A 12165-nucleotide genomic window follows, 5' to 3' on the forward strand; every position below is an offset into this window, starting at 1 on the left:
CGCAGGTGCCAGGAGGCGACAGGCAGTGGCCGGACCGACGACCGCCCAGCGCGGTGCACGACAGCCGCGGGGATCGTCGGCGGCCCGCCCGCCGCACGGCGGTCCCGGTCGGGACGGGGCCGGCCGCCTGCCGCGGCTGCCCGGACGCGGTGTCCTGATCCTGGCGCTCGTCCTGGCGGTCCTGCTCACCGCGGGCGGCATCTGGGTGCTGTACGGCTCCTCCTGGCTGCGCGTCGAGCGGGTGGAGCCGTCCGGCACGCGGGTTCTGACGCCCGATGAGGTGCTCGGCGCCGCGGCCGTGCCGGTCGGCGCGCCGCTGGTCTCGGTCGACACGGACGAGATCGAGGAGCGGCTGCGCCGGAAGCTGCCCCGGATCGACTCGGTGGACGTCGTCCGCTCGTGGCCGCACACCATCGGCCTGGACGTGACGGAACGCAAGCCGGTACTGCTCGTCGAAAAGGGTGCGAAGTTCATCGAAGTGGACGACGAGGGTGTGCAGTTCGCCACGGTCGCCAGGGCTCCCGCGGGTGTGCCGCTGCTGGAAATGGCCGCCGGCGACTCACCGAGCCTGCGCCGCTTCGGCACGGACCGGCTGCTGCGGGAGGCGGTGCGGGTCACCGGCGACCTGCCGTCGTCCGTGGCCGGCGCCGTGCGGACCGTCCAGGTGCGCTCGTACGACTCCATCACCCTGGGGCTCACCGGGGACCGTACGGTGGTCTGGGGCAGCGCCGAGCAGGGTGCGGCGAAGGCGCGCGCGCTGAAAGCCCTCATGAAAGCAGCTCCGGAGGCCGGACACTTCAATGTGAGCGCGCCCACCGCCCCGGCAGTGTCGGGGAGTTGACGGTCATACGTGCTGGCCAGCACCCTGGTTGGCCAGCGATATGGGTGATCACATAGGGTGAAAAGAAAAACGGGAGGTTCGGCGTGTTCGTTGAACGTGCGCCACTTGTCGACTTAGTGTCCTGTTCGGAGAGTCCAAGGAACAGACACACTGGTAACCCTAAACTTCACCGTTAGGGTTCGGGTCGGCGTTCGGACCGTCCCAATCGGCATCAGTCGTCGCGGCGCTGCAACTCCGCGGCGGCACGTAACTCGAGGCGAGAGGCCTTCGACGTGGCAGCACCGCAGAACTACCTCGCAGTCATCAAGGTCATCGGTGTCGGCGGCGGTGGTGTCAATGCCATCAACCGAATGATCGAGGTCGGTCTCAAGGGCGTCGAGTTCATCGCGATCAACACCGACGCGCAAGCCCTGTTGATGAGCGACGCCGACGTCAAGCTCGACGTCGGACGTGAACTGACCCGCGGCCTCGGCGCCGGGGCCAACCCGGCAGTCGGCCGCAAGGCGGCAGAGGACCACCGTGAGGAGATCGAGGAGGTCCTCAAGGGGGCCGACATGGTCTTCGTCACCGCCGGCGAAGGCGGTGGCACCGGAACGGGTGGCGCCCCCGTCGTCGCCAACATCGCGCGCTCGCTCGGCGCCCTCACGATCGGCGTGGTCACCCGCCCGTTCACCTTCGAGGGCCGGCGCCGCGCGAACCAGGCGGAGGACGGCATCGCCGAGCTCCGCGAAGAGGTCGACACCCTCATCGTCATCCCGAACGACCGGCTGCTGTCCATCTCGGACCGCCAGGTCAGCGTGCTGGACGCCTTCAAGTCGGCGGACCAGGTCCTGCTGAGCGGCGTCCAGGGCATCACCGACCTCATCACCACCCCCGGTCTCATCAACCTCGACTTCGCCGACGTCAAGTCGGTCATGTCCGAGGCCGGTTCGGCCCTCATGGGCATCGGCTCGGCGCGCGGCGACGACCGCGCGGTGGCGGCGGCCGAGATGGCGATCTCCTCGCCGCTCCTGGAGGCGTCCATCGACGGCGCCCGCGGCGTGCTGCTCTCCATCTCCGGCGGCAGCGACCTCGGTCTCTTCGAGATCAACGAGGCCGCGCAGCTGGTGAGCGAGGCCGCCCACCCCGAGGCCAACATCATCTTCGGCGCGGTGATCGACGACGCGCTGGGAGACGAGGTACGGGTCACCGTCATCGCCGCGGGGTTCGACGGCGGACAGCCGCCGGCCCGCCGCGAGAACGTCCTGGGCGCCAGCTCCGGGGCCGCCAAGCGCGAGGAGCCCGCGCCCTCCCGGCAGGCGGAGACCTCGCGGCCGTCGAGCGGCATCGGCACGGTCCCTCCGCGCGAGCGCGAGGAGCCCGCTCCGGTCCAGGCCGAGCCCGCGCCGGTGGCCGAGCTTCCGAACACGCCGGTCGCTCCGCCGCACGTACCGCCGGCCCGTCCGTACGACAGCCAGGCCGAAGAGCTGGATGTCCCGGACTTCTTGAAGTGACAGTGCAGCACGACGCGATACACGTGGGCGGCGCCCACTTCGCCTTCACCGACAGGTGGGGCGGGGTGAGCGCCGTTCCGTACGAGGAGCTCAACCTCGGCGGCGCGGTCGGGGACGACCCGGCCGCCGTGCTCGGCAACCGGGACCTGGCCGCCAAGTCGCTCGGGATCGACCCGGGCCTGGTCGTCTGGATGAACCAGGTGCACGGGCGGGACGTGGCCGTGGTCGACGGTCCGTGGGACGGCGACGCCGTCCCGTCCGTCGACGCGGTCGTGACCGCGCGGCGCGGGCTGGCCCTCGCCGTGCTCACCGCGGACTGCACCCCCGTTCTGCTCGCCGACCCCGTCGCCGGTGTCGTGGCCGCCGCTCACGCGGGACGCCCCGGCATGGTCGCGGGAGTGGTTCCCGCGGCCGTCGAGGCGATGATCACACTGGGCGCCGATCCTTCCCGTATCACCGCACGGACGGGTCCCGCCGTGTGCGGGCGCTGCTACGAAGTCCCGGAGCGCATGCGGGACGAGGTCGTGCGCGCCGTGCCCGCGGCCTGGTCGGAGACGAGCTGGGGCACTCCGGCGGTCGACGTGACCGCCGGCGTGCACGCCCAGCTCGAAGCGCTCGGCGTGCGCGACCGGGCGCAGTCGCCGGTCTGCACGCTGGAGTCGCGCGACCACTTCTCGTACCGCCGGGACCGCACCACGGGGCGGCTTGCCGGATATGTCTGGCTGGACGGCGCTTCGGACGCCGGCAAGGCCGCGGGGGAGGAAAGGGCATGACGGACCGCAAGGCTCAACTCGCGGCCAACCTGGAGCGGGTGGAGGAACGTATCGCCACCGCGTGCGCGGCGGCGGGGCGGGCGCGTGACGAGGTGACCCTGATCGTGGTCACCAAGACGTATCCGGCCAGCGATGTGCGCCTGCTCGCCGAACTCGGCGTGCGGCACGTCGCGGAGAACAAGGACCAGGAGGCCGGCCCCAAGGCGGCCGAGTCGTCGGACCTGCCGCTCACGTGGCACTTCGTCGGACAGCTTCAGACCAATAAGGTCCGTTCTGTGGCGAGTTACGCCGATGTCGTGCAGTCGGTGGACCGGGCGAAGCTCGTCACGGCGCTGTCGACGGCGGCGGTACGGGCCGGCCGTGAGCTCGACTGCCTCATCCAGGTCGCGCTCGACGCGGAGTCGGGGGAGCGGGGGGAGCGCGGCGGCGTCGCGCCGGACGGCATCGGGGAGTTGGCCGCGAAGGTGGCCGGGGCCCCCGGTCTGAGGCTCGGCGGTCTGATGACGGTCGCGCCGCTGGCCGGGCCGTACGCGGGGCGCGAACAGGCGGCGTTCGAGCGGCTGATGGAATTCTCATCCAGCCTGCGCGGGGCTCATCCTGCTGCGAACATGGTCTCGGCAGGGATGAGTACGGATCTCGAGCAGGCCGTGGCCGCCGGAGCGACACATGTACGCGTCGGTACTGCGGTACTCGGAGTCCGACCCCGGCTCGGGTAACGTCGCGAAGCAAGTCGGACCACAGCAGAAAATATGGTCATTCCCACTGATAGGTGGGCGGGCCGAGTGGATCGCGGGCACTTGGTGACGCTGCACGTTGGCAACAAGGGCGATCCACCACAGAGCGGAGGACTCAGAGAATGGCCGGCGCTATGCGCAAGATGGCGGTCTACCTCGGCCTCGTGGAGGACGATGGGTACGACGGCCGGGGTTTCGATCCCGATGACGATTTCGAACCCGAGCCGGAGCCCGAGCGGGAGCACCGCCGGCACCAGCCCCCGCACCAGGAGCGGCACGAAGAGCCGGTCCGCGTGGTGCAGCCGCCGGCGCAGCGTGAGCCGGTGCCCCACCCCGCTCCGCTATCCGCGGAAATCGGACGACCGGCCCGTATTGCCCCCGTGGCATCCATCACACCTGAACGTCCGAACCTGGAGAAGAACGCACCGGTGATCATGCCCAAGGTCGTGTCCGAGCGGGAGCCCTACCGCATCACCACGCTGCACCCGCGGACCTACAACGAGGCCCGTACCATCGGGGAACACTTCCGTGAGGGCACTCCGGTGATCATGAACCTGACCGAGATGGACGACACCGACGCGAAGCGACTTGTCGACTTTGCGGCAGGACTCGTCTTCGGCCTGCATGGCAGCATTGAGCGAGTGACGCAGAAGGTGTTCCTGTTGTCGCCTGCTAACGTCGATGTCACGGCGGAGGACAAGGCCCGTATCGCAGAGGGCGGTTTCTTCAACCAGAGCTGAGACACGTCACCGGAACGAAACCGGCCGGGAGGCCGGAGCCACGAGAGCACGGGGAGAGGGAAGCGCGAGATGAGCGTCGCACTACAGGTGATCTACATCGCGCTGATGTGCTTCCTGATCGTCCTGATCTTTCGGCTGGTCATGGATTACGTCTTCCAGTTCGCACGCTCATGGGAACCCGGCAAGGCGATGGTGGTCGTTCTGGAGGCCACTTACACTGTCACCGATCCACCGCTCAAGCTTCTGCGGCGGTTCATTCCGCCGCTGCGTCTCGGGGGCGTGGCACTCGACCTGTCCTTCTTCGTTCTGATGATCATCGTTTACATCCTGATCAGCATCGTGATCAGGCTGTGAGCGATACGGTCTTGCCGACTGCCGACGACTACGTAGAGGTGAAGAAGAGATGCCGTTGACCCCCGAGGACGTGCGGAACAAGCAGTTCACGACCGTCCGCCTCCGAGAAGGCTATGACGAGGACGAGGTCGATGCCTTCCTCGACGAGGTCGAAGCTGAACTGACGCGCCTGCTGCGCGAGAACGAGGATCTTCGCGCGAAGCTGGCCGCCGCGACGCGTGCCGCCGCGCAGAACCAGCAGCAGCAGGGTATGCGCAAGCCGCCGGAGCAGCAGGATCGTCCCGGCGCGCCCGTGCCCGCCGCCATATCCGGCCCGCCGGTCCAGCAGCAGCCGCCGCAGATGGGTCCGCCCCAGCTGCCCGGTGGCGCGCCGCAGCTGCCCGCGGGTCCCAGCGGCCACGGTCAGCAGGGCCAGCACCAGGGCCAGCTCGGCCAGGGTCCGCAGGGCCAGCACGGTCCCGGTCCGATGGGGCAGGGTCCCATGGGTCAGGGCCAGATGCAGGGCCAGATGGGCCAGGGCCAGATGCAGGGCCAGATGGGCCAGGGCATGGGCGGTCCGATGGGCGGCCCCATGGGCGGCCACGGTCCGCAGCTCCCGCAGCCCGGTCAGGGCCCCGGCGGCGACAGCGCCGCCCGTGTCCTCTCGCTGGCGCAGCAGACCGCCGACCAGGCGATCGCCGAGGCGCGTTCCGAGGCCAACAAGATCGTCGGTGAGGCCCGCAGCCGCGCCGAGGGTCTGGAGCGGGACGCCCGTGCGAAGGCGGACGCGCTGGAGCGGGACGCGCAGGAGAAGCACCGCGTGGCGATGGGCTCGCTGGAGTCGGCCCGCGCGACGCTGGAGCGCAAGGTCGAGGACCTGCGCGGCTTCGAGCGCGAGTACCGGACCCGTCTGAAGTCCTACCTGGAGAGCCAGCTGCGTCAGCTGGAGACCCAGGCGGACGACTCGCTGGCTCCGCCGCGTACCCCGGCGACCGCGTCGCTGCCGCCGGCTCCGCAGATGAGCGGGTCGATGGCGCCGGCCGGTGCGGGTGCGATGGGTCACTCCATGGGCGGCAACCCGTCGATGGGCGGCCACGGCGGCCCGTCCTCGAACGGTCCGTCGTACGGCGGCCAGCAGCAGATGTCGCCGGCGATGACCCAGCCGATGGCTCCGGTCCGGCCGCAGGCGCCGCAGCCGATGCAGCAGGCGCCGTCGCCGATGCGCGGCTTCCTGATCGACGAGGACGACAACTGACGGCCGTGCGCGCGATGTGCGCGTAGCCGTCGGCAGGCTGAGGGCCGGGCCCCGGGGATTTCTTCCCCGGGGCCCGGCCCTTTTGGGCGGGTGGCGCGGGCGGGCGCCTGCGGCGGGCCTTCCCCTGCCCGCCCCTTCCCGAACCGGGGCTCCGCCCCGGCCCCGGTCCTCAAGCGCCGGACGGGCTGAATCGGCCGGGGGAAGGGGAGGGGCCGGGGGCCGCGATCCCGGTCCCGTGCGGGGCGGGCTGAATCGGCTGGGGGAAGGGCAGGGGCCGGGGGGCCGCGATCCCGGTCCCGTGCGGGGCGGGCTGATGGACCTGGGCAAGGAGGGGGCCGGGATGCCGGGCTCCCCACGGGGCGGTGAAGGCGAGCACGGGCGTGCCGTCGACCGTGCCGGGGCACGGCCTGGTCCTCGGGCGTGGGCGGGCCGGATGGCGGAGGGAAGGGACTGGGGCCGCGACCTCGGTTCGCACGTGGAGCCCCAACCCCGGCTCCGGTCGCGGGGCGGGCTGAATGGGCCGGGGGAGGGGCCGGGGGCCGCAGCCCCGGCTCTCGGACAGAGGCCGCAGTCACCGCTCAGCAGGCGCAGGGCAGGCTGCATGAGCCGGCGGAAGCGAAGGGCCGGGGGCGTGGCTCTGGTGCGTCGGCGCCGGTCGGCTGTATCGGCCGCGCGGACGCGTTGGGGCCGGCGGCCGGGCGTGGGATGGGGCCCGGAGGTGGGGGCTCCGTGGGGGATGGCGAAGGGCCCGGCCGGTGTCTTCGGCCGGGCCCTTCAGTGGGGCGTTACGCCTCCGTCTTGCGCAGGCGGAAGGTCAGGGACAGGGACTCGTCCGTGAAGGGCTCGCCGTACGACGCGTCCGCCTCCGCCGCCGCGAAGTCCAGCGCCAGGACCTCGTCCGCGATCAGGCCCGCGTGCTCGGTGAGGGCCTCCGCCGTCTCGGCGGAGTCCGCCGACCAGCGGACGGCGATACGGTCCGCGACGTCCAGGCCGCTGTTCTTGCGGGCCTCCTGGATCAGGCGGATCGCGTCACGGGCCAGACCCGCGCGCCGCAGGCCGGGGGTGATCTCCAGGTCGAGGGCGACCGTCGCGCCCGAGTCGGAGGCCACCGACCAGCCCTCGCGTGGCGTCTCGGTGATGATCACCTCGTCGGGGGAGAGGGAGACCTTCTCGCCGTCCACCGTGACCGTCGCCGTGCCCTCGCGCAGGGCCAGCGAGAGCGCGGCCGCGTCCGCCTCCGCCACCGCCTTGGCCACCGCCTGGACGCCCTTGCCGAAGCGCTTGCCCAGCGCGCGGAAGTTCGCCTTGGCGGTCGTGTCGACCAGCGAGCCGCCGACCTCGGAGAGGGAGGCGAGCGAGGAGACGTTGAGCTCCTCGGTGATCTGCGCCTGGAGCTCCGGCGTCAGGGTCTCGAAGCCCGAGGCGGCCACCAGGGCGCGGGAGAGGGGCTGGCGGGTCTTGACGCCCGACTCGGCCCGCGTCGCGCGCCCCAGTTCGACCAGGCGGCGTACGAGCGCCATCTGGCGGGACAGGACCGGGTCGATCGACGAGAGGTCCGGCTCCGGCCACGTCGAGAGGTGCACGGACTCGGGGGCGTCCGGGGTGACCGGAACGATCATGTCCTGCCAGACCCGCTCGGTGATGAACGGCGTGAGGGGGGCCATCAGGCGCGTGACCGTCTCCACCACGTCGTGCAGCGTGCGCAGCGCCGCCTTGTCGCCCTGCCAGAAGCGGCGGCGCGAGCGGCGTACGTACCAGTTCGAGAGGTCGTCGACGAAGGCGGAGAGCAGTTTGCCCGCCCGCTGGGTGTCGTACGACTCCAGCGCTTGCGTGACCTGGTCCGTCAGGGCGTGCAGCTCGGACAGGAGCCAGCGGTCGAGGACCGGGCGGTCCGCCGGGGACGGGTCCGCGGCGCTGGGGGCCCAATTCGACGTACGGGCGTACAGGGCCTGGAAGGCGACCGTGTTCCAGTACGTGAGGAGGGTCTTGCGGACGACCTCCTGGATCGTGCTGTGGCCGACCCGGCGGGCCGCCCACGGGGAGCCGCCGGCCGCCATGAACCAGCGCACCGCGTCCGCGCCGTGCTGGTCCATGAGCGGGATGGGCTGGAGGATGTTGCCCAGGTGCTTGGACATCTTGCGGCCGTCCTCGGCGAGGATGTGGCCGAGGCAGACGACGTTCTCGTACGACGACTTGTCGAAGACCAGCGTGCCCACTGCCATGAGCGTGTAGAACCAGCCGCGGGTCTGGTCGATCGCCTCCGAGATGAACTGCGCCGGGTAGCGCTGCTCGAAGAGCTCCTTGTTCTCGTACGGGTAGCCGTACTGCGCGAACGGCATCGAGCCCGAGTCGTACCAGGCGTCGATGACCTCGGGTACGCGCGTCGCCGTCAGCGAGCAGCCCTCGCCGGTGCACGGGAAGGTGACCGCGTCGATGTACGGGCGGTGCGGGTCCAGGTCCGACTGGTCGGTGCCCGTGAGGTCGGACAGCTCGGCCAGCGAGCCGACGCAGGTGAGGTGGTCGTCCTCGCAGCGCCAGATGGGCAGGGGGGTGCCCCAGTAGCGGTTGCGGGACAGCGCCCAGTCGATGTTGTTGTTGAGCCAGTCGCCGAAGCGGCCCTGCTTCACCGACTCCGGGAACCAGTTCGTCTTCTCGTTCTCGCGCAGCATCGCGTCCTTGACCGCGGTGGTCCTGATGTACCAGGACGGCTGGGCGTAGTAGAGGAGCGCGGTGTGGCAGCGCCAGCAGTGCGGGTAGCTGTGCTCGTACGGGACGTGGCGGAAGAGGAGACCGCGGTCGCCCAGGTCCTCGGTGAGGGCCTCGTCGGCCTTCTTGAAGAACTGGCCGCCGACGAGGGCGACCTCGGGGGCGAAGGTGCCGTCGGCCAGCACCGGGTTCACGACCGGCAGGCCGTACGCCCGGCAGGTCCGCAGGTCGTCCTCGCCGAAGGCGGGGGCCTGGTGGACCAGGCCGGTGCCGTCCTCGGTCGTCACGTAGTCGGCGTTGACCACGAAGTGGGCCTCGGACGGGAACTCCACCAGGGCGAAGGGGCGCTCGTACGTCCAGCGCTCCATCTCCGCGCCGGTGAACGTCTGCCCGGTCGTCTCCCAGCCCTCGCCGAGGGACTTCTCCAGGAGGGGCTGGGCGACGACCAGCTTCTCCTCGCCGTTCGTGGCGACGACGTAGGTGACGTCGGGGTGGGCCGCGACTGCCGTGTTCGACACCAGGGTCCACGGGGTCGTCGTCCAGATCAGCAGCGACGCCTCGCCCGCGAGCGGGCCCGAGGTCAGCGGGAAGCGAACGAAGACCGAGGGGTCGACGACCGTCTCGTACCCCTGCGCCAGCTCGTGGTCGGACAGGCCGGTGCCGCAGCGGGGGCACCAGGGGGCGACGCGGTGGTCCTGGACCAGGAGGTCCTTGTTGAAGATCTCCTTCAGGGACCACCAGACCGACTGGACGTACGACGGGTCCATGGTCCGGTACGCGTCGTCGAGGTCGACCCAGTAGCCCATGCGGGTCGTGAGCTCGGCGAAGGCGTCCGTGTGGCGGGTGACGGACTCGCGGCACTTGGCGTTGAACTCCGCGATGCCGTACGCCTCGATGTCCTTCTTGCCGTTGAAGCCCAGTTCCTTCTCGACGGCGAGCTCCACGGGCAGGCCGTGGCAGTCCCAGCCGGCCTTGCGGGCCACGTGGTAGCCGCGCATGGTGCGGAAGCGCGGGAAGACGTCCTTGAAGACGCGGGCCTCGATGTGGTGCGCGCCCGGCATGCCGTTGGCGGTGGGCGGGCCCTCGTAGAACACCCACTCGGGGCGCCCCTCGGACTGTTCGAGACTCTTGGAGAAGACCTTGTTCTCGCGCCAGAAATCGAGCACGGCGTGCTCGAGCGCGGGAAGGTCGACCTGGGCGGGCACCTGGCGGTACAGCGACATCGATTCCTCCGGCGGACTGTGACTTCCGTCGGAGGGACGAGAGCGCTGGGCTCCCGCGGTACCACCCTCCTTGGCCACGGGCGGCGCCCGCGACCCCCTCATTGGGGCAGCGATGCCGGTTCTACTGGCCCTGCGCCGTGGGCGGGGCCCACGGGCAAGGCGTTCTTCCGGCGGCTCAGGGGTGATGCTTCACGCCGCGCTCGCCGCCGGGCTCACACCGTCCCCGGATCGCTCTTGGCTGCGTACGGCGCTACTCGTCCCCTTCGAGGCCTTTCGCTTCGCCCAGTGTACGGGCCGCGGGGCCGGGGGACCGCCCGGTTTTCGCGCGCCGCCCGGCCGTACGCCGCTAGCCCGAATGGCCAACGCGCCGCCCCGCGCCGCAGCCGCGTGCCGCGGGGCGGATTACCCGGCGGAGAGCTGGGCACAACCGATGCAGGCTCGTCGCGCCCGGCACGCGGCGGTGGCCGACCGGCGGCGTGCCCCGTTGCCGCGGGGCTGGAGTCGACTTATCGTCCCAGCACGATGCGCGAGCAAGATCACAATATGTGAAGGGGCCGCGGCCATGGTGGCTAAGAAGACCGCCGCAGAGAGCGCAGAGGGGACCGGCACGGCGGAGAACGGCGCCTTCGCGGAGGGGGCCGTCGCGAGGAAGGCCGCTGCCAGGAAGACCGCCGCGAAGAAGACGGCCGCCAAGAAGGCGGTACCGGCCACGAAGGCGGCCGCGAAGAAGGCGGCGCCCGCCAAAAAGGCCGGGACGGCTGCGACGGCCGGGAAGGCGCCTGCCGAGAAGGCGGCTGCGAAGAAGGCCGCTCCCGCGGCCGAGGGGGCGGCCCAGGCCGCGGAAGAGACAGGAGCCAAGACGGTGGTTGCGAAGAAGACCGCGAGCAGGGCCACGGCCGCGAAGAAGGCGGCCCCCGTGACGGCGACAGCCGCCCCGCCGACCCTTACCGCCGCCCCGGCGGCCCCCGGCGAACTCGCCGTCCGGCCGGGGGAGGACCCGTGGACGCCCGAGGAGGTCGCCGAGGCGCGGGCCGAGCTGGAGAAGGACGTCTCCGGCCTGCGGGCCGAGATCAGCGCGTCGGAGGAGGCGGTGACCGGTCTGATGCGCGACTCCGGCGACGGAGCGGGCCACGACGAGGCCGACACCGGCACGAAGAACATCTCCCGCGAGTACGAGCTGGCCCTGGCCGCCAGCGCCCGCGAGCGCCTGGAGCAGACCGAGCGGGCCCTGGAGCGCCTGGACGCCGGTACGTACGGGCTCTGCGAGGTCTGCGGCAAGCCCATCGGCAAGGCGCGCATGCAGGCCTTCCCGCGCGCCACCCTGTGCGTGGAGGACAAGCAGAAGCAGGAGCGCCGCTCCTGAGCGCGCCACCGGACCCGACCGGTCACCGAGGCCGTCCGTACGTGTGTGCCGTACCCTCGTGCTCAGTCAGGCACCTAGGTTGAGGGACTCACGTGGCAGAGGCGGAGCGCATCATCGGTACGCCGGATACCCCTGAGGCAGGGGGACCCGAGCCGGAGGAGTCCTCCGATGCGGCGGCCCCCGACGAGCAGCCGGCGAGCAGGGGCAAGCGCCGGATCGCCGTGCTCTTCGGTGTGGCGCTCGTGGCCTACCTGCTCGATCTGAGCACCAAGATGCTCGTGGTGGCCAAGCTGGAGCACCACGAGCCGATCGAGGTCGTCGGCGACCTGCTGCGGTTCGAGGCGATCAGGAACGCGGGCGCCGCCTTCGGCATCGGCGAGGCGTTCACCGTGATTTTCACGGCCATCGCGGCGTCCGTGATCGTGGTGATCGCCCGGCTCGCGCGCAAGCTCTACAGCCTGCCCTGGGCCATCGCCCTGGGGCTGCTGCTCGGCGGCGCGCTCGGCAACCTCACCGACCGGATCTTCCGTTCGCCCGGTGTCTTCAAGGGCGCCGTCGTGGACTTCATCGCCCCGGCGAACTTCGCGGTCTTCAACCTCGCGGACTCCGCCATCGTGTGCGGCGGCATCCTCATTGTGATCCTGTCGTTCCGGGGTCTGGACCCCGACGGCACCGTCCACAAGGACTGACAAGGCATACTCGAC

At 71.1% G+C, this 12165-nt stretch carries 10 protein-coding genes; 9 read left to right on the forward strand and 1 reads right to left on the reverse strand.

Translation table 11 applies throughout. The features are described 5' to 3' along the window. Positions 1-25 precede the first annotated feature (25 nt). From ACWGH0_RS15890 to ACWGH0_RS15920, 7 genes are all read left to right on the forward strand, one after another. Positions 26-841, forward strand: a complete 816-nt coding sequence (locus ACWGH0_RS15890) for a cell division protein FtsQ/DivIB (protein WP_453404725.1) — start codon at positions 26-28, stop codon at positions 839-841. Between the two features lie 272 nt (positions 842-1113). Continuing rightward, positions 1114-2334, forward strand: coding sequence for a cell division protein FtsZ (gene ftsZ / locus ACWGH0_RS15895; protein ID WP_453404726.1), 1221 nt, complete (start codon positions 1114-1116; stop codon positions 2332-2334). Next, complete coding sequence (gene pgeF / locus ACWGH0_RS15900) at positions 2331-3107, forward strand: peptidoglycan editing factor PgeF (protein ID WP_453404727.1); 777 nt, start codon at positions 2331-2333, stop codon at positions 3105-3107. The genes ftsZ and pgeF overlap by 4 nt, the downstream gene beginning before the upstream one ends. Continuing rightward, positions 3104-3823: a YggS family pyridoxal phosphate-dependent enzyme gene (locus tag ACWGH0_RS15905; protein ID WP_453404728.1), complete on the forward strand. Its 720-nt coding sequence runs from the start codon at positions 3104-3106 to the stop codon at positions 3821-3823. The genes pgeF and ACWGH0_RS15905 overlap by 4 nt, the downstream gene beginning before the upstream one ends. Before the next feature lie 140 nt (positions 3824-3963). Next, positions 3964-4581: a cell division protein SepF gene (locus ACWGH0_RS15910; RefSeq protein WP_453404729.1), complete on the forward strand. Its 618-nt coding sequence runs from the start codon at positions 3964-3966 to the stop codon at positions 4579-4581. A gap of 69 nt (positions 4582-4650) precedes the next feature. Beyond that, positions 4651-4935: a YggT family protein gene (locus ACWGH0_RS15915; protein ID WP_138902161.1), complete on the forward strand. Its 285-nt coding sequence runs from the start codon at positions 4651-4653 to the stop codon at positions 4933-4935. A gap of 49 nt (positions 4936-4984) precedes the next feature. Beyond that, a complete protein-coding gene (locus tag ACWGH0_RS15920) occupies positions 4985-6169 on the forward strand; it encodes a DivIVA domain-containing protein (protein WP_453404730.1) in 1185 nt (394 codons plus the stop codon). Positions 6170-6954: 785 nt separating this feature from the next. Here the strand turns inward: ACWGH0_RS15920 and ileS are convergent. Then, complete coding sequence (gene ileS, locus ACWGH0_RS15925) at positions 6955-10098, reverse strand: isoleucine--tRNA ligase (RefSeq protein ID WP_453404731.1); 3144 nt, start codon at positions 10096-10098, stop codon at positions 6955-6957. A gap of 562 nt (positions 10099-10660) precedes the next feature. Here ileS and ACWGH0_RS15930 point away from each other — a divergent pair. After that, a complete protein-coding gene (locus ACWGH0_RS15930) occupies positions 10661-11461 on the forward strand; it encodes a TraR/DksA family transcriptional regulator (protein WP_453404732.1) in 801 nt (266 codons plus the stop codon). A gap of 92 nt (positions 11462-11553) precedes the next feature. Beyond that, positions 11554-12150, forward strand: a complete 597-nt coding sequence (gene lspA / locus ACWGH0_RS15935; protein ID WP_453404733.1) for a signal peptidase II — start codon at positions 11554-11556, stop codon at positions 12148-12150. Positions 12151-12165 lie beyond the last annotated feature (15 nt).

The sequence above is a fragment of the Streptomyces sp. NPDC054887 genome (genome assembly GCF_053610585.1).

Coding starts and splice junctions, on each gene's coding strand:
- ACWGH0_RS15905 (WP_453404728.1), top strand. CDS start 3,104: ATGACGGACCGCAAGGCTCAACTCGCGGCCAACCTGGAGCGGGTGGAG.
- ACWGH0_RS15910 (WP_453404729.1), top strand. CDS start 3,964: ATGGCCGGCGCTATGCGCAAGATGGCGGTCTACCTCGGCCTCGTGGAG.
- ACWGH0_RS15915 (WP_138902161.1), top strand. CDS start 4,651: ATGAGCGTCGCACTACAGGTGATCTACATCGCGCTGATGTGCTTCCTG.
- ACWGH0_RS15920 (WP_453404730.1), top strand. CDS start 4,985: ATGCCGTTGACCCCCGAGGACGTGCGGAACAAGCAGTTCACGACCGTC.
- ileS (WP_453404731.1), bottom strand. CDS start 10,098: ATGTCGCTGTACCGCCAGGTGCCCGCCCAGGTCGACCTTCCCGCGCTC.
- ACWGH0_RS15930 (WP_453404732.1), top strand. CDS start 10,661: ATGGTGGCTAAGAAGACCGCCGCAGAGAGCGCAGAGGGGACCGGCACG.